Raw genomic sequence first — 21,790 nt, 5'->3', positions numbered from 1 at the left:
ACTCACCCCCACAGTCACCGACGGCATCACCGTGCCGCCTCCCGTATCGAAATGAGGACCCGTGCGTAAAGTTCCCGCACTCATCGCAACCGCCGGCCTGGTGCTCGCTACCCTGACCGCGTGCAGCCCCGGCTCTGCCGACGCCGGCTGCACGGCTCCGGTCTCCTCCGGCGACGCCTCCAAGCTGGTGTCGGTGACCGGTGACTTCGGGTCCGCGCCGACCGTCGACTTCCCCACCCCGCTGAAGACCAAGACCACCCAGCGCAGCGAGATCATCGACGGCTCCGGTCCCGGTCTCGTCGAGGGCCAGAAGGTGCAGGTCGACCTCAGCGTGTTCAACGCCACCACGGGCGAAGCCATCGAGGAGAGCAGCTACGACGGCAAATCCATGGCCAGCTTCGTGCTGAACGACCAGACCCTCACCGGCCTGACCGACGGCCTCCTCTGTGCCCAGGTGGGCTCCAGGGTCGCCGTCGCCGCGTCGGCCGAGGATGCATTCGGCCCCGGCGGCGGCAACGCCGACATCGGCGTGGCCGCCGACGACTCGCTCGTGTTCGTGATCGACGTCGTCAAGTCCTACCCCACCCGCGCCGATGGCGCCAACCAGCTGCCCGTCGCGGGACTGCCCGCCGTGGTCCTCGCGGAAGACGGCACCCCCGGCATCACGATCCCCTCGGCCGAGCCGCCCACCGAGCTCAAGGTCGGCGTGCTCAAGAAGGGCGACGGCGAGACCGTCACCGAGGGGTCGACCGTCACCGTGCAGTACACCGGTGTGCTCTGGGACTCCAAGGAGGTCTTCGACTCCAGCTGGGCCGCCGGGTCGCCGGCCGCGTTCGTGGCCGCGGACGGGTCCAAGACCCAGGGCGGTGTGATCCCCGGCTTCGCGAACGCCCTCATCGGCCAGACCGTCGGCTCGCAGATCGTCGCGGTGCTGCCGCCCGACCAGGCCTACGGCGATCAGGCGACCGACACCATCCCGGCCGGTTCCACGCTGGTCTTCGTCGTGGACATCCTCGGCGTCGACTAACCTCTGCCCGGTCCGTCCCGCGTCCACCGCGGGACGGGCCAACCACCGAGTGCACCACCGATAGAATCGCGTATGTGTCGCCCACCCCAGAACAAACGCACCCCGTCACTGTCGAGGAACGCCTCTTCAGTTTGGTCCTCGCGCTCATCGCCACCCAGATCGGCCTGACCAAGACCGAGATCCTCTCGACGGTGCAGGGCTACCGGCAACGGTTCCGGGTCGGCGGTGACAACGCCAGCCTCGAGCGGCAGTTCGAACGCGACAAAGACGACATCCGCGAGCTCGGCATCCCGTTGGAGACCATCGAGTCGCAGGGCGACCCCGGCAGCAATCATCATCTGCGGTACCGGATCCCCAAGGGTCTCTACGACCTGCCGGCCGACATCTCGTTCTCGCCCGATGAGATCATGCTGCTCAAACTGGCCGCGACGGTCTGGCGCGAGGGCTCACTCTCGGCCGAGTCCCGCCGGGCGCTCACCAAGCTCAACTCCCTGGGAATCGACTCCACCGACCCGGTGATCGGCTATGCGCCGTCGCTGCGAGCCCGCGAGGCATCGTTCGAACCGCTGAGCAAGGCCATGGACCGCCGCCAGGTGGTCGCCTTCCTCTACCTCAAGCCTGGCGAGAGCTCCCCGCGCCGCCGGGTCATCGCCCCGCTGGCCGTGGTGCTGCACGAGGGCCGGTGGCACCTGTACGGCACCGACCAGGACGCCGGCGCCACCCGCACGTTCCTGCTGGCCCGGATCGTCGGACCCGTCGTGACAGTACCCGGCCTCAGCGCCGCACCTGCAGACGACGGCCAGGGCCAGCGTGCCCTCGCCGAACTCGACGCGCTGTGGCAGGCCCAGATCGCCTTGATCACGGTCGAGCCCGGCTCGGATGCCGCGGTGCGGCTGAGCAAGCGGGGCGGGCCCGGCAGCGCCGCCGACAGCGTCGAGCTGCACTACACCGACGCCAACATCCTCGCCGACGAGCTGGCCGGCTACGGACCCGAGGTCTTTGTGCTCTCCCCGCCCGCCCTGGTCGACGCGGTGCTGGCCCGGCTGCGCCGGGTGCGCGACGCTCACGCCCCCCTGCCGGAAATGGAGATCGGCCGATGAGCATCAAGCCCGCCGCCCTCGGAGCGTCCGACAAACTCACCTTCCTGCTGTCTCTCGTGCCGTACCTGATGGACCACGACAGAGTGAGCGTGACCGCCGTCGCCGACCACTTCGGGGTCACCCCCCAGCGGGTCCGGGATGCCGTGAACCTCATCGCCATGTCCGGGGTGCCGGGGGAGACCCGGCAATACCTGCACGGCGACCTCTTCGACATCCAGTGGGACGAATTCGAGAACAACGACAACATCGTGCTCACCCACCTGGTCGCCATCGATGACTCACCGAGGTTCTCGGCCAGGGAAGCCGCGGCACTCATCGCCGGACTGCAGTACCTCTCTGCCCTGCCCGAGAACGGCGACCTGGACGCCATCGCCTCCCTGATGGCCAAGCTCACTCGCAGCTCCACCGGAGTACCCAGCCAGCTGGCCGTGTCACGAACCGACGCCGATGTCACGATCTCGGTGATCCAGGGAGCCGTGCGAGCCGGCACTCAGGTGGAATTCGACTACCTGAACTCACGCGGCACTGCCGAGCACCGGTGTGTCGACCCGCTACGCATCGAATCCGTCGACAACGACTGGTACCTGCGCGGCTGGTGCCACTTGCGCGAGGCCATGCGCACCTTCCGGCTCGACCGGATGAGCAACCTCAGGTCAACCGAGGTCCCAGCGGATTCCCACGACGACGGGGCGCTGCTGCCGGACACCCTGTTCGAAGGCTCCGTGGACGACCTCACCGTCACGATCGAGTTGCCGGCGGCCGCCCTCGAACTCCTGGCCGACTACGGTCCCGTCCCGGCCGGGCCTGCCACCACTGACGGTCTCTCCAGAGCACAGGTGCGCGTGTCGCACTTCCACGGCCTCAAACGCCTCGTCGCCGGCCTGGCCGGCGTCGTCACCGTGGTCGACCCCGGCCTCGCCAGGCAGACCGTGGCCGACTGGGCCGCAGCGGGGGCCGCGAGGTACGATTCCCCGGCCGGGCCGCCGGCCGCCCGTGACGACGAGGCCGTGCGCTGATGCCGGTCTGGTCCTGGATTCTGATCTGGACGCTGCTGGCCGCCGGGCTGATCGCGATGCTGGCGTGGTTCGCGGTTCACCTCTTCCGCAAGCTGATGGCCACCTTCGGCGCACTCGAGGACCTCGGCGACCAGCTGGCCGAACTCGACCTGGACGCGGACCTGCCGCGGGCGCCGTTTCGTGCGGCGGTGTTCCAGAACCGCCGGGAGCTGGCGGCCGCGATCGATCAGGCCCGCATCGTGCGTGCACACCGGCGGGCTACCCGTCGGGATCTCTCAATCAACCGGGGTAAACTACTTCAACACACTCCCCACAAGCCAGAGGATCGACCCTCATGTTGAGCAATCTGACCGGATGGCACTTTCTGATCATCCTCGTCGTCATCCTGCTGTTGTTCGGCGCGCCGAAGCTCCCGGGCCTGGCCCGCAGTCTCGGCCAGTCGATGAAGATCTTCAAGAACGAGATCAAGAGCGACACCGTCGACGACCCTGCCGACAAGGCCGGCTCACCGGTGCACCCGGATTCCGCTGACGGTACGACACGGCCCGTCGGCCCGGGCGACCAGACGAAGCCCTAAGCCGGTGGCCGTACGCGACACCAAGCGTGCGAACCGTGCGGGCACGATGTCGCTCGGCCAGCACCTTGTCGAGCTTCGCAAGCGCCTGTTCCGCGCCGCCGCCGGCATCCTCGTCGGCGCCATCCTGGGCTGGCTGCTCTCCGAAGGCGTTTGGGACGCCCTGCGCCAACCCATCTACGCCATCATCGAGGCGCAGGACCGGAATGCCCAGATCAACTACCCGGACATCACGTCCGCCTTCGACCTGCGGCTGAAGATCGCGTTCTACGTCGGCCTGGTGGTATCCAGCCCGGTGTGGCTCTACCAGATCTTCGCGTTCCTGATGCCCGGCCTCACCAGGGGCGAGAAGAAGTACGTCTACGGATTCGTCTTCACCGCCGTTCCTCTGTTCCTCGCGGGCTGCGCCGCCGGCTGGTACGTGCTGCCCCAGGTGGTCGGCCTCATGACGAGCTTCGCGCCCCCGGAGGACGCCGCCTTCATCAACGCGCAGAACTATCTGGACTTCACCCTCAAGCTCCTGGTGGCGATCGGGGTCGCGTTCGTACTGCCGGTCTTCGTGGTCCTGCTCAACTTCGCCGGGGTGATCAGCGCCGCCTCGATCATCAAGTCCTGGCGGGTGGCCATTCTGGTGATCATCCTCTTCACCGCCATCGCCACCCCGGCCGCTGACGTCGTCTCGATGTTCATGCTCGCCGTGCCGATGGTCATTCTGTATTTCGCCGCGTACGGCATCGCGCTCCTGCACGATCGGCGCGCCGCCAAGCGGGCCCTCGCCCTCCAACGGGAGATGGCGCTGTAGCGGACCAGATGAGCGATATTCAGTCACCGGCGGACCGGTACACGGCAGCACGCCTGCGCGAGCGCACGCCCAAGCTCGAGGCCTTCCGGCAGGGCCTCCGCTTCGACCTGGATTCCTTCCAGCTCGCCGCCGGGGCGTCCCTCGAGGCCGGCAACAGCGTGCTCGTCGCCGCGCCCACCGGTGCGGGCAAAACAGTGGTCGCCGAGTTCGCGATCTTCCTGGCCATGCAGCAGCCCACGGCGAAGGTGTTCTACACCGCGCCGATGAAGGCGCTGAGCAACCAGAAGTTCCAGGAGCTCGTGGCCGAGTACGGCGCGGACCAGGTGGGCCTGCTCACCGGCGACACCAACGTCAACGCCGGCGCCCGGATCGTCGTGATGACGACCGAGGTCCTCCGCAACATGCTCTACGCGGATTCCGACCTGCTCGTCAATCTCGCCTTCGTCATCATGGACGAGGTGCACTACCTCGCCGACCGTTTCCGTGGCGCTGTGTGGGAAGAGGTCATCATCCACCTGCCCCAGTCGGTGCGGATGGTCTCGCTGAGCGCCACGGTGTCCAACGCCGAGGAATTCGGCGACTGGCTGCAGGCCGTTCGCGGCGATACCGATGTGATCGTGTCGGAGGAACGCCCGGTGCCCCTCGATCAGCACGTGCTGGTCAAGAGCAAGATGCTCGACCTCTTCGACTCCTCCGGCCTGGCCGCCACCCACCGGGTCAACCCCGAGCTGGTGCGACTGGCCCAGTTCGGCGGTCGTCCGGTGCCGGACCGCTCCGGCGGCGGACGCCGTGGGTCGTCGCACCAGAACCGGTACCACCAACAGCGCGCCCAAAGCGATTCGGGGCGCATGGACCGCGCCGAGATCGTGCGGATGCTGGAGGGCAAGCACCTGCTGCCGGCCATCTTCTTCATCTTCAGCCGGGTCGGCTGCGATCAGGCCGTACGACAGGTACTCAGGGCCGGAGTGCGCCTCACCGACACCGCTGAACGCGACGAGATCCGGCAGATCGTCGACGAACGCTGCCGCACCCTGCTCGACGAAGACCTCGCCGTGCTCGGCTACTGGGAGTGGCTGGACGGTCTGGAGCGCGGCGTGGCCGCGCACCACGCCGGCATGCTGCCGGCGTTCAAGGAAGTCGTGGAAGAACTCTTCCAGAAGAAGCTGGTCAAAGCCGTTTTCGCGACTGAAACGCTGGCGTTGGGCATCAACATGCCGGCCCGCACCGTGGTCTTGGACAAGCTCGAGAAGTTCAATGGCGAAGCCCGGGTGCCGATCACGCCGGGGGAGTACACCCAGCTCACCGGCCGGGCCGGGCGGCGGGGCATCGACGTCGAAGGGCACGCCGTCATCCAGTGGCAGCAGGGCCTGGACCCCCAGGCCGTGGCTTCGCTGGCCTCGCGTCGCACCTACCCGCTCAACTCGAGCTTCAAACCGACCTACAACATGGCCGTGAACCTCATCGACCAGTTCGGCCGGGAACGCACCAGGGAGGTGCTGGAATCCTCGTTCGCGCAGTTCCAGGCCGACCGGGCCGTCGTCGACCTGGCCCGCCGGGTACGCCAGCAGCAGAGCTCCCTCGACGGCTACGCCACCTCGATGGCGTGCCACCTGGGCGACTTCACCGAATACTCGGGCATCCGTCGGCGGTTGTCCGACCTCGAGCGGGAGAACGCGGCCGCCGACTCGAACGCCCGCGGCCGGGACCGGCGTCAGAAGGAACTCGCCGCCCTCCGCAAGCGGATGCGCTCGCACCCCTGCCACAGCTGCCCCGACCGGGAGGCGCACGCGCGCTGGGCACAGCGCTGGTGGAAGCTGACCCGGGAGACCGAGGCGCTGACCAGCCAGATCACCGCACGCACCGGGGCTGTCGCGCGGGTGTTCGACCGGGTCACCGATGTGCTGCTCGGGTTCGGCTATCTGCTGCCCGGCGAGGGTCGCGCCGTCACGCTGAGTGAGAGCGGCCGCATCCTGCGCCGCATCTACGCCGACCGTGACCTGCTCGTCGCCGAGTCGCTGCGCCGGGGCCTCTGGGACTCCCTCGATGCGCCCAGCCTGGCCGCGATGGCCTGCGCGTTGGTCTTCGAGCCCCGCCGCGACGAGGGGTTGACCGACGAACGCTACCTGCCCAAGGGTCCGTTCCGGCCCGCCCTGGACGCCACTCAGACGTTGTGGAGCCAGCTGGACGATCTGGAACGCGATCACAAGCTGCCCGGCAGCAACCCCCTCGCCGGCGGTCTGAGCCTGGCGATGTGGAAGTGGGCCAGGGGCGACTCCCTGGGCCTGGTGCTGGAGGAGGCCGAGATGGCCGCGGGCGACTTCGTGCGCTGGACCAAGCAGACCATCGACCTGCTCGACCAGCTGTCGCTCGTGGCGGACGGGCCGGTCGGGCGCACGGCACGGGTGGCGATGGACTCCATCCGGCGCGGCATCGTCGCGTATTCCTCGGTCGCGTAGGCTGTTGAAGTGAAGATGGCTACTCTGCGGAGCACCGGCCTGCCCCTGTGGGCGGCGATCCTGCTTGCCGTCGGCGCCGGCGCGATCATGGACGCCGGCTTCCCGGACCGGTCCTGGTGGATCCTGGCTCCAGTCGGCGTGGCGCTGATGCTCCTGGCGCTGCTGGGTCGCGGGCTCTGGACCGGCCTGGTCGTCGGTCTGGTGGCCGGGCTGTCGTTCTGGCTCATCCACATCAGCTGGCTCACCCTGTACCTCGGACCGGTGCCCTGGCTCGCCCTGGCCGGGCTGCAAGCGATTTTCTTCGGCGTCGGCCTGGCGCTCACCGCGGTGGTCCTGAACGTCGGCCCCCGCGTCTGGCCGTCGGTCGTGGGTCGACTGGCTCTGCTCCCTGTGGTCGTGGCCGGACTGTGGACGGCTCGGGAAGCGATCTCCGCGGTGTGGCCGTATGGCGGCTTCGCCTGGGGCCGTATCGCGATCTCGCAATCGGAGAGCCCGTTCAATGGTCTCATCGCCTGGGTGGGCATGTCCGGCCTCACCTTCGTCATGGTCTGGCTCAGCGCCCTGGCCGTGCAACTGTGGCGGGAATCCGGCGTGCGCATCGGGGCCAGATCCGCCATAGCTGTCGCCGCGGTGGCGCTGCTGTTGGCGTTCCCCGCGTGGCCGACCCTGCAGAGCGGTTCTGCACGCATCGCCGCCGTACAGGGCGCCTCAGACGCCGGTCTGTTCGCCCAGAACGCGCCGGGCCAGATCCTGAACGACCACGTCTCCGCCACGCTCCCGCTGGTGGGGGAGCCGGTGGACTTCGTCGTCTGGCCAGAGAACGGCATCGACGTCGATCCGCTGCGCTCCGCGGAGTCGGCCCGGGTGGCCGACTACGTCAGCCGGGCGATGGACGCACCGCTGATCGCCGGCACCATCACCGAGCGCGACGGTAAGTTCTACAACACCTCGCTGCTCTGGAAGGCCGGCGAGGGCGCCGTCGACCTCTACGACAAGGTGCATCCGGTGCCGTTCGCGGAGTACATGCCGGACCGGGAATTCTGGCGGCCGTTCGCGCCCGACCTGATCGACCTGGTCTCCCGCGATTATGAGATCGGCACCAGGGACAACGTCTTCGACATCGACGGCATCATCGCCGGCATCGCCATCTGTTTCGACATCGCCGATGACCAGCTCGTGCAGGAGATGATCGATGACGACGCCGAGATCATCCTGGCCCAGACCAACAATGCCGACTTCGGCCGCACCGACGAGTCGGTGCAGCAGCTGGCGATCGCCCGGCTCCGTGCGATCGAGGCCGGGCGCACCGTCGTGAACATCTCCACGGTCGGCACCAGCGCCATCATCACGCCCGACGGCCGCTCACTCGACAGCCTGCCCACCTGGGAGCCGGGAGCGATGGTCCAGACCGTGCCGTTGAGCGTCACCGACACCCCGGCCATGAGCATTGGCCGCCCCCTCGAGTGGTTCGTCTCCGGCCTGGGCCTGGCGGGGGTGCTGCTCTGCTTCGTCTTGACTCCCGCCCTGCGCCGCGCCGCGGCCGGCAGCCGGCTGACTGCCGCGCCGCCCATCGCGGACCGGGCCAGGATACGCAAACGGCGCCGGGGTTAGCCGGCGCCGTGTGGTGACGTGCGCTGGGTCAGCAGCGCGGTGTGGTTATGCGCCGACCTTCTGGCCGCGGCGCTGACGAAGGACCGCGAGGCGTTCCTCCAGCAGTTCCTCGAGCTCTGCCCTGGTGCGACGTTCCAGGAGCATGTCCCAGTGCGTGCGGGCGATCTTTTCGTCGGAGTGGTCGACGACCACGGGCTTCGAATCAACCAACCGGGTCGCGGTCTGGGAGCAGAAACGGCACTCCCACTCATCGGGTGCCTCAGCTTCGGCGGAGAAAATCATCACCGTCTCGCGCTCGCACGTTGCACACAAATACGTGTGACTCACGCGTGGGGAAAAGGTCACGCCCTCTTCGCTCTGCAGGCTCTGTGAACCCAACCTCATGCCACGCAAACTACGATCTGCCATCGTGTGGTCTCCTCTCGCGATGCATTCTCAGTTGTAAACCATCAAGCTGGACGTTATCTTTCCGTTATCGCCGATCTCGCGGCGATCTCTCAGAAACCTCTCTCGACACGACGGCGTGTCGGCGTGGGCCGGTGCGGGTCAGCGCCGGGCGATCAGGTGGGCGGCCAGGTCGCAGCGGTCGGTGACGAGGCCGTCAACGCCCAGCGTCAACAGCCGGGCCATCAGGGCAGGGTCGTTCACGGTCCACACATGCACCTCCACTCCGATTGCATGCATCTGCCTGATCACGCGCGTGCTGACGACGGGCACGCGGCCCGCGCGCACGGGTACCTGGATGGCGTCGACCCCGCGCAGGATGCGGGGGAGCGCCCAATGCTGGCGCAGGGCGATCGCCGCCAGCATCAGTGCGATCCCCTGCGCGGAGGCAGAGGTCGCCGCGCCGGGGACGGCCCGGAGCACCCGCCGCCGCCGGCTCTCAGAAAACGAGGTGAGCAGCACCCGGCGCGAAGCCGCCGCTGCCCGGATGGCACGTGCAGCCGGCAGCACGGCGTCGGCAGATTTGACGTCGATGTTGAACCGCGCCTGCGGGAAGGCCGCCAGCGCCTCCGCGAGTGAACAGTAGGTCTGCCCCTCGCCGAGGTCGATCCGGGCGAGTTCTGCCATCGTGAGGGTGTTCACGGCCGGCCCATCATCCGACAGCACGGGATCGTGGCTGATCACGGCGATTCCGTCGCTGCTGGCGTGCACGTCGGTTTCGAGGTGAGTTGCGCCGTGGGCGATGGCCTGCAGGAAGGCGAGCAGGGTGTTTTCCGGCGCCTCGGTGCTGAGCCCGCGGTGCGCGAGGATCCGGGTGCCAGGGGGCGACAGGAAGGTCGGCGGTTCAGTGGTCACGTGGCGGCACCGGGGTCTCTGGCGCGGTCCCCGCCGCACCGTCTGTGCTGCCGGACGGCGCGTAGGAGCCGGCGACCGGATTCGGCCCGAAGGCCCGCCCGATGCCCTTCATCGCCTCGGTCAGCTCACTCGGCACGATCCACAGTTTGTTCGCGCTGCCATCGGCCAGTTTCGGCAGGGTCTGCAGGTACTGATAGGCCAGCAGTTTGGGGTCCGGATCACCGTCGTGGATGGCCTTGAACACCGTTGTGATGGCCTCGGCCTCGCCCTGCGCCCGGAGCACGGCGGCCTTCGCCTGACCTTCGGCCTGCAGGATCGACGCCTGGCGGGCACCCTCCGCGGTGAGGATCGCGGACTGTTTGGTGCCCTCGGCGGTGAGGATCAGCGCCCGGCGGTCACGTTCGGCGCGCATCTGCTTCTCCATCGAGTCCTGAATGGAGTGCGGTGGGTCGATGGCCTTCAACTCGACCCGGCCCACCCGGATGCCCCACTTTCCGGTCGCCTCGTCCAGCACGATCCGCAGTTGCCCGTTGATGTTGTCCCGGCTGGTCAGTGCCTCTTCGAGGTTGAGCCCGCCGACCACGTTGCGCAGGGTGGTCGTGGTGAGCTGCTCGACCGCGCCGAGATAGTTGGCGATCTCGTAGGTGGCGGCCCGGGCATCCGTCACCTGGAAATAGACGACGGTGTCGATCGAGACCACGAGGTTGTCCTCGGTGATCACCGGCTGCGGGGGAAAGGACACCACCTGTTCGCGCATGTCGATCAGAGGGCGCACCCGGTCGATGAAGGGAACCAGGATGTTCAGCCCGGGCATCAGGGTCTTGTGATACTTGCCGAGACGTTCAACCACCCCGGCGCTGGCCTGGGGAATGATGCGGATTGTGCGCACGAGCACCACCACGACGAACACCAGGACGACGATGACGAGCACCAGCACGAAGATCTGGATTAGGAGTTGATCGGGACTTGGCACGTTACTCGGTCCTTTCCTCGGGAACGACGACGGCGGTAGAACCTTCGATGGCTGACACCAGCACCCGTTCGCCGGGGTCGATGCTGGTCGGGGCCGAGCCGGGGGCGAGACGGGCGGTCCAGGTCTCGCCGTTGTCGAGCCGCACCAGGCCGCCCAATTCGGCGACGGTGGTCGACACCCGGCCGCCCATGCCGATCAGCGCGGCCACATTGCTCGGCGGCACCGCCTGGGCGCTCTTGTTCATCAGGCGCAGCAGCACCGGCCGGATGAGCAGCAGCAGAAGCACCGACACGGCGGCGGCGACGAGGATCTGCACCCACCAGTCCCAGCCGAGCAGGTTCGCGCCCAGCCCGGCGACGCTGCCCACGGCGATCATCAGGAAGGTGAAATCGAGGGTGAGCAACTCGATGATGACGCAGACCAGGATGAAGACCAGCCACGCGATCCACAGGTAATCAGTCAGATCCACCATCTCGCCGCCCCTCTAAGCGTCGGTTGCTAGAGACGCTAGCACTCGGAGGCGTGGGGCATGTTGATAGTCTTTATCCCCGTGAGCACACCATCGATGAATCCCCTCCAGCCCGGCAGCCTTTCCGGAAAGCGCATCCTCGTCACGGGTTCGTCCCGGGGGATCGGAGCCGACACCGTCGCCTACTTCGCCGAAGCCGGCGCGAAGGTCGTCATCAACTACCGCAACAAGGAAGCGCGCGCCAACAAGTTGGCCGCTTCAATTCGCGCCGCGGGCGGAACGGCCATCACCGTGGCCGCCGACCTCACCGACGCTGAGTCGGTGTCGGCGATGTTCGACACCATCCGCGCCGAGTACGGCGGACTCGACGTCCTGGTGATGAATGCCTCCGGCGGCATGGAATCCGGCATGGCCGAGGACTACGCCATGCAGCTGAACCGCGACGCCCAGGTCAACCTGCTCACCACCGCCGTTCCGCTGCTCAGCGACGGAGCCCGGGTGGTCTTCATCACGAGCCACCAGGCCCACTTCGTCGACACGGCGTCCAACGTCGCCGTCTACGAGCCGGTGGCCCGCAGTAAGCGTGCCGGCGAGGACGCCCTCCGTGCGGTCATCCCCGAGCTGGCCGAAGCCGGCATCGGTTTCGTCGTCGTGTCCGGCGACATGATCCAGGGCACCATCACCGCTGTGCTCCTCGAGCGGGCGAACCCCGGGGCGATCAGCGCCCGCCAGGATTCCGCAGGCAAGCTGTACAACGTGAGCGAATTCGCCGCGGAAATCGTGCTCGCCGCCGTCGAGCCGGTGCCGGCGAACAACACCCGCTACGTGGGCGACACCTCGGACTTCACCAGTTAGTCGGGGCCGGTCACCCGGCGGCGAGGCCGCGGCCGAAGGTGAAGGCACGCACGAGCTGCACCAGCCCGGAGACGATCAGCATGATGCCGCCGATGGTGACGAGCACACCGATGGTCTGCACCGGCGCGAACAGGACGATCACGCCCGCGAGAACGCCGACCACCCCGAGCAGGATCCCGGGCCAGCGACTCGAGTCCGTGGTGTATTCCACGAGCGCCGCCACTCCCTCGACGATCCAGACGATGCCCACCAGCAGCCCCAGAACGGCCAACGATCCCTCGGGGTTGCGAATCGCCAGGATGCCCAGGATCAGCACGATCACACCGAGCACGATGTTGAGCACCCGGCCGCCGGCGGCCGATCTGGTGCTGGCGACCCCGCGCACGATCCGGACGACCCCGCTGATGACGAAGTAGAGCCCGAACAAGACGGCAATCACCGTGAGGGTCGCCTCGGTCCAGACCAACAGCATCGTGCCGACCGTGATGGCCACCACGGCGCTCACCGCGAAGGCCGCCCTGATGCCGCTGACCTCCCGCTGGGTCAGCTGCCGGGGATCGATCGCGATGGCGAAGACGGCGCTGGTGGGTCCGGACGTGGTGGGCATGGTGCTCCTGTTCTGCATGCGGCTTCGCCTGGGCAACGTTGACGGCGGACTGGATCCGGGCACAATCGTGACACCGCCCGCCGCCAACCTAATCCGATCGCGCGCATCCGGATACAGTCGCGCAGCGTGCGCCGAAAACGCCCGGTGACGGGGGAGTGCCTGACGTATGCTCGGAACTGGTCGACTCCCGAGCGACGGCCCACGCACCCTTTGGAGACACGATGACAACTTCCACCTCGACGGTCCCTCAGCAGCCCACCCTGGACGCCGACAGTCACGACCTGATCAGGGTGCAGGGCGCCCGCGAGAACAACCTCAAGGACATCAGCGTCGAGATCCCCAAGCGGCGTCTGACCGTGTTCACCGGAGTCTCCGGCTCGGGCAAGAGCTCGCTGGTTTTCAGCACCATTGCCGCGGAGTCGCAGCGGATGATCAACGAGACCTACAGTTCCTTCGTGCAGGGCTTCATGCCGTCGCTGGCCCGGCCTGACGTAGACGTGCTCAGCGGCCTGACGACGGCGATCATCGTCGACCAGGAGCGCATGGGCGCCAACTCCCGCTCCACGGTGGGCACCGCCACCGACGCGAACGCGCTGCTGCGCATCCTGTTCAGCCGGCTCGGCCAGCCGCACCTCGGGTCACCGCAGGCCTTCTCGTTCAACGTCGCCTCGATCTCCGGCTCCGGAGCCGTCACCATGGAGAAGGGCGGCGTCACCACCAAGGAGCGGCGCAGCTTCAGCATCACCGGCGGCATGTGCCCGCGGTGCGAGGGCATGGGCACCGTCAACGACATCGACCTGTCCCAGCTGTACGACGACTCCAAGTCGCTGAACCAGGGTGCACTCACCATCCCCGGCTACACCGCCGACGGCTGGGGCGTGAAGATCTTCACCGGCTCCGGTTTCCTCAACGCCGACAAGCCGATCCGCGACTACACCAAGAAGGAAGTGCACGACTTCCTCTACAAGGAGCCGGTCAAGGTGAAGGTCGGCGACATCAACATGACCTACGAGGGCCTGATCCCCAAGGTGCAGAAGTCGTTCCTGGCCAAGGACCGCGAGGCCATGCAGCCGCATATCCGCGCCTTCGTGGACCGCGCCGTCACCTTCGCGACCTGCCCTGAGTGCGGCGGAACCCGGTTGAGCGAGGCGGCCAGGTCCTCCCGCATCGATGGCGTGAACATCGCGGATGCCTGCGCCATGCAGATCAGCGACCTCGCCGCCTGGGTGCGCAGTCTCGACGACCCCTCGGTGGCGCCGCTGCTCGCGGCGCTGCAGCACCTGTTCGACTCGTTCACCGAGATCGGGTTGGGCTACCTGTCGCTCGACCGGCCGGCCGGCACCCTGTCCGGGGGTGAAGCGCAACGCACCAAGCTGATCCGTCACCTCGGCTCGTCGCTCACCGACGTCACCTACGTCTTCGACGAACCCACCATCGGTCTGCACCCGCACGACATCCAGCGGATGAACGAGCTCCTGCTGCGGCTGCGCGACAAGGGCAACACCGTGCTCGTGGTGGAGCACAAGCCGGAGATGATCGCCATCGCCGACCACATCATCGACCTCGGCCCCGGCGCGGGCACTGCCGGAGGCAACGTCTGCTTCGAGGGCACCCTCGACGGCCTCCGCGCCAGCGACACCCTCACCGGGCGGCACCTGGACGACCGCGCCAAGGTGAAGCAGACGGTGCGCGCGGCCACAGGGAAGCTCGAGATCCGCGGCGCGACGGCGCACAACCTGCAGGATGTCGACGTGGACATCCCGCTGGGCGTGCTGACCGTGATCACGGGCGTGGCCGGCTCCGGCAAGAGTTCGCTCGTGCACGGTTCGATCCCCGGCGGTGCCGGCGTCGTGTCGATCGACCAGGGTGCCATCCGCGGTTCCCGGCGCAGCAACCCGGCCACGTACACGGGCATGCTCGAACCGATCCGCAAGGCCTTCGCGAAGGCCAACGGCGTCAAGCCGGCGCTGTTCAGCTCCAATTCCGAGGGCGCCTGCCCGAACTGCAACGGCGCCGGGGTGATCTTCACCGACCTCGGCCCGATGGCGACGGTATCGACCACCTGCGAGGTGTGCGAGGGCAAGCGGTTCGACGCCTCCGTGCTGGAGTTCCGCCTCGGCGGCCGAGACATCAGCGAGGTCCTCGCGATGTCGGTCACCGAAGCCGAGACGTTCTTCGGCAGCGGCCCGGCCCGGACACCGGCCGCGCATGCCATCCTGGTCGGCATGGCCGACGTGGGTCTGGGCTATCTCAGCCTGGGCCAGCCCCTGACGACGCTGTCCGGGGGAGAGCGGCAGCGGCTGAAACTGGCCACTCACCTTTCGGAGAAGGGCGGGATCTACGTTCTCGACGAGCCGACCACCGGACTGCACCTCGCCGACGTCGAACAGCTCCTCGGCCTGCTGGACCGGTTGGTCGACTCCGGCAAGTCGGTCATCGTGGTGGAACACCACCAGGCGGTGATGGCCCACGCTGACTGGATCATCGACCTCGGCCCCGGCGCCGGCCATGACGGCGGCCTGATCGTCTTCGAGGGAACTCCCGCGGACCTCGTTGCCGCCAGGTCGACGCTCACCGGACAGCACCTGGCGGCCTACGTCGGGTCCTGACACCGGATTCCGGCGTATTTGCGCCGCGCCGGATGCTTCTTGACATAACGTGTGGACGGGGCCGCCAGCCAGCTCGAGCGGGGCGCCGGACACGCGTGCCTGCTCCGGCCGTTCCCTGACAGGCAACGTGCCACCGGAGGGCTTGGCGTGACCCGGCATGCGCCGGTGCGCGGCACCGTGACGCCGTGGCGCCAGCCGGCGACTTACCTGCCGGTCAATAGTGAGTCGAATAGCCCCGTTCCGCCCCGACCGGCCGCATCAGTATATGACCGATAATGCACATTATGTCAACAAAAGGATCTTCGCGCCCCGCTCAGCTCGGCCTACGGCGCACCGGATAGCGCACGTGCAGCACCCGGTCGCCCTGGATCACCACGTCCGGATCCTCCAAGAGCTGCTGCGCGTTGACCGACCCGAAGTAGCGCTTACCGGACCCGAACACGACGGGTGCGACGTCCATGCGCACCTCGTCGACCAGGCCCGCGGCGAGCACCTGGCCACCGACGTCGCCGGCGGCGACCTCCACCAGGCGGCCACCCGCAAGCTCCTGCGCCGTGGCCATGGCGGCCTCGACACCGTCGACGAAGTGGAACGGCGACTCCGGGTCCCAGCCCGCCGGCTGCGGCCGGTGCGTCACGACGACCACGTGGTCGATCCCGCTCGGCGGTGTCCCGTCCCACCCGTCCGTCAGGTCGAAGACGTGGCGACCGACGACGGTCACCCCGATCTGATCCCAGTACGCCCGCGTGTAGTCGTAGGATGCCTGCGAGACGGCCAACTCGCCGCCCTCGTCCAACGAGACGTCCCCGCTGGTCAGCCAGTCGAAGAGCGCTCCGGGCTCGTCGTCCTCGTCCGCGATGAAGCCGTCCACTGAGACGGAGGCGTACATGACCACTGTGCCCATGGGGCTCTCCTTTGCTCTGGGCGCCGCACGGTCAGGGCGCCGGGTCCTCGTCACGGTGCCGGATCACCATGCCGAACTCGTTGACCGGCTCGAACGCGTCCCGGTCCCAGGCCCCCGGGTGTGGCACCGGGCAGTTCAGCACGGTGTCGTGCGCCGAGTGCTCTATCGTGTGCTCGGTCATCGGGCGGCCGCACACCGGGCACTCGGACAATCCGGTCGTCTCCGCGGCATCGTAGGTGCCGCTGGGCGGTGAGTCGAAGGCCGGCCTGATCCGGTCTTCCACCCAGTCGAACAGTTGGCGGGGCCCGACGCGATGCGTCTTGGCCGAGGATTTCTCATGCTTGACCATGCCGCCAGCGTACGCCCGTCACCGGCCTGACGGCCAGCACGGCAGCACACCCCGCCAGTGGGGCGTCATTCCTCGCCGAACCCGGATTCGATCAGGTCGGCCAGCGCATCCACGGCGGCGCGGGATCGCTCGTCGGGCCCGGTGATCTCGACGCTCATTCCCCGGGTCAGGCCCAGGCCCATGATGCCCAGCAGGCTATGCGCGTCCCGCCCGTTCACGCTGACCTCGGCATCGAAGGTGCTGGCCAGCTTGACGAAGTCGGCGGCCGGGCGGGCGTGCAGGCCGTCCCGGTTGCGCAGAGTCGCCGTGCGCCGCACGGTGCGGTCAACCGCTTCGGCGGCGGGCGCTGGGGCGTCGGCGGACGCTGCAGCGCCAGCCCCGGCGCCCCGGGCGGACTCAGCCGCACTCAGCACGGCCGCCAGGTCTCCCCCGACCTCCGCGGCAACGGCCGCGGCCACGCCGCCCTCCACGAGGGGAGCGTCGGCCAGGCGCACCCGCGCCCGCACCTCGTCGTCCAGAAAGTCCAGTGCCGTCTCCGCGGTGAGGATGGCCGATCCCAGGTCGCAGAGCACGACAACACCCGCACCGTGGTCGGCGTCGGCTATGCCGGCGGCGACGGCGTCGAAGCTGGTGCCGATGCCCCCGTCGTCCCGCCCGCCGGCGGCGATCAGGGTCACCGTCGGCGCCATCTGCCTGGCCAGTTCCACGAGGCCGGCGGCAATCTGCCCACTGTGCGAGACGAACACGAGGCCCACGGAAGGCGCGGGGCTCTCCCCCGCGTCCGGTGCCGACGAGTCGGACACGATTAGGACTGCGCCGCCGCGTCGGCGCCGCAGCGCAGAATGAGAGCCGTCGACTGTGCGCCGGGGTCGCGGTGGCCGATGGCCCGCTCCCCCAGGTAAGACGCCCGACCTTTCCGGGCGACCCAGGGTTCGGTCGCCACCGCGCCGGCTTCGGCGGCATCCGCGGCGGCGGCCAGGATCAGGCTGGGGCTGGCGCCCGCGGCTTCGGCCTCGATGGCCGCGTCCACCGCCGGGGTCCAGGCGTCGACCATGGTTTTGTCGCCCGGCTCGGCCTTGCCGCGCAGCACGATGCCGTCCCGTCCCGCGGTGAGCAGCGCCACGACGGCCGGGCCGTCCAGTTCGGGGCTCCCGCTCACGGCACCGGCGGCCTTGAGATACGCCGTGCCGTAGAGCGGGCCGGCCGCGCCGCCGACGGTAGAGATGAGCGTGGACGCCAGGGTTTTCAGCAGTTCTCCTGGCGTGCCGGCGTCGGTCAGGGCGTCGAGTTTGGGCAGCACGGCCTGGAAGCCTCTGTCCATGTTCTCGCCGTGGTCACCGTCGCCGATCTCCCGGTCCAGGGTGTTCAGTTCGGCGCGGTGCTCCGACAGAACCTTGGCGCTGCTCCGGATCCAGGCCTCTGCCCATGCGACGTCTACGCTCATTCGGTCTTCCCTACTTTCCCCACCGCAGTGCGGCCGTGTGCACCGGAGCATCCCACAGGGCGGTCAGCTCGTCGTCGAGTTTGAGAACCGTGATCGACATGCCCTGCATCTCCAGTGATGTTGTGAAATTGCCGACGAGCGTGCGTGTCACCTCGATGCCTCGCTCGGCGAGAACTTCGGCGGCCCGTCGAAATACAATGTACAGCTCCACCTGAGGCGTGCCGCCCATTCCGTTGACGAAGAGCAGCACCTTGTCGCCGGATGCGTAGGGAATGTCGTCCAGGATCGGTCCGAGGATCCGGTCGACGATGGCGTCGGCAGGTTCGAGCTTGATGCGCTCACGCCCGGGCTCGCCGTGGATGCCGATGCCGATTTCGATCTCATCGTCGGCGAGGGTGAAGCTGGGCTCGCCGGCGTGCGGCACGACGCACGGGGTGAGGGCCACTCCCATCGAGCGCACCTGGCCGATCACCTTCTCGGCGACCGTGGCCACGGCGGTGAGGTCATCGCCCCTGGCCGCGGCGGCCCCGGCGATCTTCTCGACCAGCACCGTTCCGGCCACACCGCGGCGGCCGGCGGTGTACAGGGAATCCTTCACGGCGACGTCGTCGTTGACGATCACGGTGCGCACCTCGATCTCGTCGGCCTCGGCCAGATCGGCCGCGGTTTCGAAGTTGAGCACGTCGCCGGTGTAGTTCTTGACGATGTGCAGCACCCCCGCTCCCCCGTCGACGGCCTTCGTGGCGGCCAGAATCGGGTCGGGGGTCGGCGACGTGAACACGGCGCCAGGAACCGCGGCATCCAGCATGCCGAACCCGACGAAACCACCGTGCAGGGGCTCGTGCCCGCTGCCGCCGCCACTGACGATGCCGACCTTGCCCGCCACCGGTGCATCGGCTCGCACGATGAACACGGGGTCCAGGGAGACGCGCACGATATCCGCGTGGGCCGCACCGAAACCGGCGACGGCTTCGTCGACAACGTTCTTCGGGTCGTTGACAAGCTTTTTCATGACCATTCCTTCGTTTCGTCGGGGTCGACCGGCGCAGGCTGCAACGCCGGGCACGCAATCGTGCTCCCCCACAACCTACGCGCTGCCACGAGTCTGGGTAAGAGGCAGATGAGGCAGCCCATCGGGACTATTTCGCTCCGGCCCCGCCCGCGCTATGGTGACTGCGAAATCGCTCACCGCGAAGGGATTGCTCCGGTTCAACCGGCATCTCGCTTCTTACGAGAAAGGTCATCGTGGACAATATCGGTCTTGTATTTTTGTCGGAGGTGCTGGGCACAGGGATGCTCGTCCTCCTCGGTTGTGGTGTCGTGGCCAACGTCGCCCTGACGAAGAACAAGGGTTTCGGCGGTGGGTTCCTCATGGTGACCTTCGGCTGGGCCTTCGCGGTCTTCTCCGGCGTGCTCGTCGCCTACAACTCGGGCGCCCACCTCAATCCCGCCGTCACCCTCGGTCTGGTCGCGTCCGGCGCCGAAAGCTTCGGCGGCGCCGCTGACGTCCCGGTGAACTTCCTGTCGACGCTCGTGTATCTGGCCGGGGAGTTCCTCGGCGCGTTCCTCGGAGCCGTCGTGGTCTGGCTGGCCTACAAACAGCACTACGACGAGGAGCCGGAACCGGCCAACAAGCTCGGAACGTTCTCGACCGGGCCGGCCATCCGTTCCTACGGCTGGAACCTGGTCACCGAGGTGATCGGCACCTTCGTGCTCGTCTTCGTGATCCTCACCTTCGGCAACCAGGACGGTTCCGCCGGCGGCCTGGGCGCCCTGGGCGCGCTGCCCGTGGCCCTGCTCGTTCTGGTGATCGGTGTGTCCCTCGGTGGCCCGACCGGATACGCCATCAACCCTGCCCGTGACCTTGGCCCGCGGATCGCGCACTTCGTCCTGCCGATCAAGGGCAAGGGTTCCTCGGATTGGGCCTATTCCTGGGTCCCTGTCGTCGGTCCCGTCATCGGCGGCGTCCTGGCGGGCTGGGCATCGCTGGTCTGGCTGCCCGTCATCGCGTAGCGGCGGCAGGCCGGTTCCGCCAAGGACCGGCCTGCTTCGCTGTGCAACACCAGCCGAACCGCCAGTCAGTTTTATAGTCTTTTCAAGCCATCACGCAACGTACAAGGAGGTAAACCATGGCAAAGTATGTTCTCGCCATCGACCAGGGCACCACGAGTTCGCGCGCCATCATCTTCGACCACGCCGGATCGATCGTGTCGACCGGCCAACTCGAGCACGAACAGATCTTCCCCCGCGCCGGCTGGGTCGAACACAACCCGATGGAGATCTGGGACAACACCCGCGAGGTGATCGGCCAGGCACTGTCCAAGGCCAACCTCACCCGGCACGACATCGCCGCTGTCGGCATCACCAACCAGCGGGAGACCGCGGTGGTCTGGGACCGCACCACCGGCAAGCCGGTCTACAACGCCATCGTCTGGCAGGACACCCGCACCCAGCCGATCGTGGACCGGCTCGCCGCCGATGGCGGTGTGGAGAGGTTCAAGCAGAAGGTGGGCCTGCCGCTGGCCACCTACTTCTCCGGCACCAAGATCGTCTGGATTCTGGAGAACGTGGAGGGGGCCAGGGCGAAGGCCGACGCCGGCGACCTGATGTTCGGCACCACCGACTCGTGGGTGCTCTGGAACCTCACCGGCGGGCTCGAGGGCGGCGTGCACGCCACCGACGTCACCAACGCCAGCCGCACCCTGTTCATGGACCTGGAAACGTTGCAGTGGGACGACGACATCCTCGCCGCCTTCAACGTGCCCAAGTCGATGCTGCCCGAGATCAAGTCCTCATCCGAGGTCTACGGCACCGTCAACGAGCACAGCCTGCTGCGCGAGGTGCCGATCGCCGGCATCCTCGGCGACCAGCAGGCCGCCACGTTCGGTCAGGCCGCCTTCGATCAGGGCGAGGCGAAGAACACCTACGGCACCGGTAACTTCCTGATCTTCAACACCGGCACCGACATCATCCACTCGAAGAACGGCCTGCTCACCACGCTGGGCTACAAGCTCGGTGACGCCGAACCGCACTACGCCCTGGAGGGCTCGATCGCGGTCACCGGCGCCCTGGTGCAGTGGCTGCGGGACAACCTGGGGTTGATCGGGTCCTCCGAGGAGATCGAGACACTGGCTGCCAGCGTCGACGACAACGGCGGCGCCTACTTCGTGCCCGCGTTCAGCGGCCTGTTCGCGCCGTACTGGCGCTCGGATGCTCGCGGCGCACTGGTGGGCCTGACCCGGTTCGTCAACAAGGGCCACATCGCCCGGGCGGCGCTGGAGGCCACGGCGTTCCAGACCAGGGAGGTGCTCGACGCGGTCAACGCCGACTCCGGGGTGCCGCTGACCGAGCTCAAGGTCGACGGCGGCATGATCAAGAACAACCTGCTGATGCAGTTCCAGGCCGACATCATCGGGGTGCCGGTGATCCGCCCGGTGGTGGCGGAGACCACCGCCCTGGGCGCCGCATACGCGGCCGGCCTGGCGGTGGGCTTCTGGAGCACGCTGGACGAACTGCGCTCGAACTGGCAGGAGGACAGCCGCTGGACGCCGACGCTGAGCGCCGAGGAGAGCGCCCGTCAGCTGCGCAACTGGAAGAAGGCCGTCACCAAGACCTTCGACTGGGTCGACGAGGACGTGCTCTAACCGCTGCCGCGACCTGCTGCAGTCTCACCGGCCGGCTGCCGACCCCGGGAT

Annotated in this window: 22 protein-coding genes; 12 read left to right on the top strand and 10 right to left on the bottom strand. The window is 67.9% G+C overall.

The features are described from left to right. Window positions 1–61 precede the first annotated feature (61 nt). From ACEN2M_RS00735 to lnt, 8 genes are all read left to right on the top strand, one after another. Window positions 62–1,027, top strand: coding sequence for an FKBP-type peptidyl-prolyl cis-trans isomerase (locus ACEN2M_RS00735; RefSeq protein ID WP_441646225.1), 966 nt, complete (start codon window positions 62–64; stop codon window positions 1,025–1,027). A 74-nt stretch (window positions 1,028–1,101) separates the two neighbouring features. After that, entirely contained in the window at window positions 1,102–2,127 is a 1,026-nt protein-coding gene (locus tag ACEN2M_RS00730) for a helix-turn-helix transcriptional regulator (protein WP_441646224.1), read from the top strand. After that, on the top strand, window positions 2,124–3,143 hold the full coding sequence (locus tag ACEN2M_RS00725) for a helix-turn-helix transcriptional regulator (RefSeq protein WP_441646223.1): 1,020 nt from the start codon (window positions 2,124–2,126) through the stop codon (window positions 3,141–3,143). Before ACEN2M_RS00730 ends, ACEN2M_RS00725 begins: the two co-directional genes overlap by 4 nt. After that, a complete protein-coding gene (locus ACEN2M_RS00720; RefSeq protein WP_441646222.1) occupies window positions 3,143–3,484 on the top strand; it encodes a hypothetical protein in 342 nt (113 codons plus the stop codon). The genes ACEN2M_RS00725 and ACEN2M_RS00720 overlap by 1 nt, the downstream gene beginning before the upstream one ends. Then, the gene (gene tatA, locus ACEN2M_RS00715; RefSeq protein ID WP_441646221.1) at window positions 3,478–3,720 is read left to right on the top strand and encodes a twin-arginine translocase TatA/TatE family subunit; all 243 of its coding nucleotides are present in this window, start codon (window positions 3,478–3,480) and stop codon (window positions 3,718–3,720) included. Before ACEN2M_RS00720 ends, tatA begins: the two co-directional genes overlap by 7 nt. 46 nt (window positions 3,721–3,766) lie before the next feature. Then, window positions 3,767–4,519, top strand: coding sequence for a twin-arginine translocase subunit TatC (tatC, locus tag ACEN2M_RS00710; protein WP_441646609.1), 753 nt, complete (start codon window positions 3,767–3,769; stop codon window positions 4,517–4,519). Between the two features lie 8 nt (window positions 4,520–4,527). Then, window positions 4,528–6,975, top strand: a complete 2,448-nt coding sequence (locus ACEN2M_RS00705; RefSeq protein ID WP_441646220.1) for a DEAD/DEAH box helicase — start codon at window positions 4,528–4,530, stop codon at window positions 6,973–6,975. 15 nt (window positions 6,976–6,990) lie between these two features. Next, the gene (lnt, locus tag ACEN2M_RS00700; RefSeq protein WP_441646608.1) at window positions 6,991–8,586 is read left to right on the top strand and encodes an apolipoprotein N-acyltransferase; all 1,596 of its coding nucleotides are present in this window, start codon (window positions 6,991–6,993) and stop codon (window positions 8,584–8,586) included. A 45-nt stretch (window positions 8,587–8,631) separates the two neighbouring features. On the opposite strand, the gene ACEN2M_RS00695 is transcribed toward lnt, so the two are convergent. The 4 genes from ACEN2M_RS00695 to ACEN2M_RS00680 all read right to left on the bottom strand — a co-directional run bounded on the left by ACEN2M_RS00695 (window position 8,632) and on the right by ACEN2M_RS00680 (window position 11,330). Further along, window positions 8,632–8,994, bottom strand: a complete 363-nt coding sequence (locus ACEN2M_RS00695) for an RNA polymerase-binding protein RbpA (RefSeq protein WP_088456196.1) — start codon at window positions 8,992–8,994, stop codon at window positions 8,632–8,634. A 138-nt stretch (window positions 8,995–9,132) separates the two neighbouring features. After that, on the bottom strand, window positions 9,133–9,885 hold the full coding sequence (locus ACEN2M_RS00690; RefSeq protein WP_441646219.1) for a glycerophosphodiester phosphodiesterase family protein: 753 nt from the start codon (window positions 9,883–9,885) through the stop codon (window positions 9,133–9,135). Continuing rightward, complete coding sequence (locus ACEN2M_RS00685; RefSeq protein WP_441646218.1) at window positions 9,875–10,858, bottom strand: SPFH domain-containing protein; 984 nt, start codon at window positions 10,856–10,858, stop codon at window positions 9,875–9,877. Before ACEN2M_RS00685 ends, ACEN2M_RS00690 begins: the two co-directional genes overlap by 11 nt. A 1-nt stretch (window position 10,859) precedes the next feature. Beyond that, complete coding sequence (locus ACEN2M_RS00680) at window positions 10,860–11,330, bottom strand: NfeD family protein (RefSeq protein WP_441646217.1); 471 nt, start codon at window positions 11,328–11,330, stop codon at window positions 10,860–10,862. A gap of 93 nt (window positions 11,331–11,423) precedes the next feature. Between ACEN2M_RS00680 and ACEN2M_RS00675 the strand changes: the two genes are divergently transcribed. Continuing rightward, on the top strand, window positions 11,424–12,182 hold the full coding sequence (locus ACEN2M_RS00675; RefSeq protein ID WP_441646607.1) for an SDR family oxidoreductase: 759 nt from the start codon (window positions 11,424–11,426) through the stop codon (window positions 12,180–12,182). A gap of 10 nt (window positions 12,183–12,192) precedes the next feature. On the opposite strand, the gene ACEN2M_RS00670 is transcribed toward ACEN2M_RS00675, so the two are convergent. Further along, entirely contained in the window at window positions 12,193–12,789 is a 597-nt protein-coding gene (locus ACEN2M_RS00670) for an HdeD family acid-resistance protein (RefSeq protein WP_441646216.1), read from the bottom strand. Between the two features lie 221 nt (window positions 12,790–13,010). Here ACEN2M_RS00670 and ACEN2M_RS00665 point away from each other — a divergent pair, with 221 nt between their 5' ends. Then, the gene (locus ACEN2M_RS00665; protein WP_441646215.1) at window positions 13,011–15,398 is read left to right on the top strand and encodes an ATP-binding cassette domain-containing protein; all 2,388 of its coding nucleotides are present in this window, start codon (window positions 13,011–13,013) and stop codon (window positions 15,396–15,398) included. A gap of 313 nt (window positions 15,399–15,711) precedes the next feature. Here the strand turns inward: ACEN2M_RS00665 and ACEN2M_RS00660 are convergent, their stop codons facing one another. The 5 genes from ACEN2M_RS00660 to dhaK form a co-directional block, all read right to left on the bottom strand. Next, window positions 15,712–16,302 (bottom strand): dihydrofolate reductase family protein, encoded by a 591-nt coding sequence (locus ACEN2M_RS00660; protein ID WP_441646214.1) that lies wholly within the window; start codon window positions 16,300–16,302, stop codon window positions 15,712–15,714. A gap of 31 nt (window positions 16,303–16,333) precedes the next feature. After that, window positions 16,334–16,651: a hypothetical protein gene (locus ACEN2M_RS00655; protein ID WP_441646213.1), complete on the bottom strand. Its 318-nt coding sequence runs from the start codon at window positions 16,649–16,651 to the stop codon at window positions 16,334–16,336. A 65-nt stretch (window positions 16,652–16,716) separates the two neighbouring features. Further along, window positions 16,717–17,454: a dihydroxyacetone kinase phosphoryl donor subunit DhaM gene (gene dhaM / locus ACEN2M_RS00650; protein WP_441646212.1), complete on the bottom strand. Its 738-nt coding sequence runs from the start codon at window positions 17,452–17,454 to the stop codon at window positions 16,717–16,719. A 2-nt stretch (window positions 17,455–17,456) separates the two neighbouring features. Next, window positions 17,457–18,095 (bottom strand): dihydroxyacetone kinase subunit DhaL, encoded by a 639-nt coding sequence (gene dhaL / locus ACEN2M_RS00645; RefSeq protein ID WP_441646211.1) that lies wholly within the window; start codon window positions 18,093–18,095, stop codon window positions 17,457–17,459. A 10-nt stretch (window positions 18,096–18,105) separates the two neighbouring features. Next, window positions 18,106–19,107, bottom strand: coding sequence for a dihydroxyacetone kinase subunit DhaK (gene dhaK / locus ACEN2M_RS00640; protein ID WP_441646210.1), 1,002 nt, complete (start codon window positions 19,105–19,107; stop codon window positions 18,106–18,108). 281 nt (window positions 19,108–19,388) lie between these two features. Here dhaK and ACEN2M_RS00635 point away from each other — a divergent pair, with 281 nt between their 5' ends. Together ACEN2M_RS00635 and glpK are read left to right on the top strand one after the other, a co-directional pair. After that, on the top strand, window positions 19,389–20,108 hold the full coding sequence (locus tag ACEN2M_RS00635) for an MIP/aquaporin family protein (protein ID WP_441646606.1): 720 nt from the start codon (window positions 19,389–19,391) through the stop codon (window positions 20,106–20,108). Between the two features lie 116 nt (window positions 20,109–20,224). Next, window positions 20,225–21,739: a glycerol kinase GlpK gene (gene glpK / locus ACEN2M_RS00630; protein WP_441646209.1), complete on the top strand. Its 1,515-nt coding sequence runs from the start codon at window positions 20,225–20,227 to the stop codon at window positions 21,737–21,739. Window positions 21,740–21,790 lie beyond the last annotated feature (51 nt).

The organism is Cryobacterium sp. W22_MBD10_FK3, from assembly GCF_052113745.1.
In the GTDB taxonomy this organism is placed as follows: domain Bacteria; phylum Actinomycetota; class Actinomycetes; order Actinomycetales; family Microbacteriaceae; genus Cryobacterium.
This window is presented reverse-complemented; position numbering and strand designations above follow the sequence as displayed.

Bases quoted from the DNA above. Each gene is read 5' to 3' on its own strand.
- ACEN2M_RS00725 (WP_441646223.1), top strand. From the start codon at position 2,124: ATGAGCATCAAGCCCGCCGCCCTCGGAGCGTCCGACAAACTCACCTTC.
- ACEN2M_RS00720 (WP_441646222.1), top strand. From the start codon at position 3,143: ATGCCGGTCTGGTCCTGGATTCTGATCTGGACGCTGCTGGCCGCCGGG.
- tatA (WP_441646221.1), top strand. From the start codon at position 3,478: ATGTTGAGCAATCTGACCGGATGGCACTTTCTGATCATCCTCGTCGTC.
- tatC (WP_441646609.1), top strand. From the start codon at position 3,767: ATGTCGCTCGGCCAGCACCTTGTCGAGCTTCGCAAGCGCCTGTTCCGC.
- ACEN2M_RS00705 (WP_441646220.1), top strand. From the start codon at position 4,528: ATGAGCGATATTCAGTCACCGGCGGACCGGTACACGGCAGCACGCCTG.
- lnt (WP_441646608.1), top strand. From the start codon at position 6,991: ATGGCTACTCTGCGGAGCACCGGCCTGCCCCTGTGGGCGGCGATCCTG.
- ACEN2M_RS00695 (WP_088456196.1), bottom strand. From the start codon at position 8,994: ATGGCAGATCGTAGTTTGCGTGGCATGAGGTTGGGTTCACAGAGCCTG.
- ACEN2M_RS00680 (WP_441646217.1), bottom strand. From the start codon at position 11,330: ATGGTGGATCTGACTGATTACCTGTGGATCGCGTGGCTGGTCTTCATC.
- ACEN2M_RS00675 (WP_441646607.1), top strand. From the start codon at position 11,424: ATGAATCCCCTCCAGCCCGGCAGCCTTTCCGGAAAGCGCATCCTCGTC.
- ACEN2M_RS00670 (WP_441646216.1), bottom strand. From the start codon at position 12,789: ATGCCCACCACGTCCGGACCCACCAGCGCCGTCTTCGCCATCGCGATC.
- ACEN2M_RS00665 (WP_441646215.1), top strand. From the start codon at position 13,011: ATGACAACTTCCACCTCGACGGTCCCTCAGCAGCCCACCCTGGACGCC.
- ACEN2M_RS00660 (WP_441646214.1), bottom strand. From the start codon at position 16,302: ATGGGCACAGTGGTCATGTACGCCTCCGTCTCAGTGGACGGCTTCATC.
- ACEN2M_RS00655 (WP_441646213.1), bottom strand. From the start codon at position 16,651: ATGGTCAAGCATGAGAAATCCTCGGCCAAGACGCATCGCGTCGGGCCC.
- dhaL (WP_441646211.1), bottom strand. From the start codon at position 18,095: ATGAGCGTAGACGTCGCATGGGCAGAGGCCTGGATCCGGAGCAGCGCC.
- dhaK (WP_441646210.1), bottom strand. From the start codon at position 19,107: ATGAAAAAGCTTGTCAACGACCCGAAGAACGTTGTCGACGAAGCCGTC.
- ACEN2M_RS00635 (WP_441646606.1), top strand. From the start codon at position 19,389: ATGCTCGTCCTCCTCGGTTGTGGTGTCGTGGCCAACGTCGCCCTGACG.
- glpK (WP_441646209.1), top strand. From the start codon at position 20,225: ATGGCAAAGTATGTTCTCGCCATCGACCAGGGCACCACGAGTTCGCGC.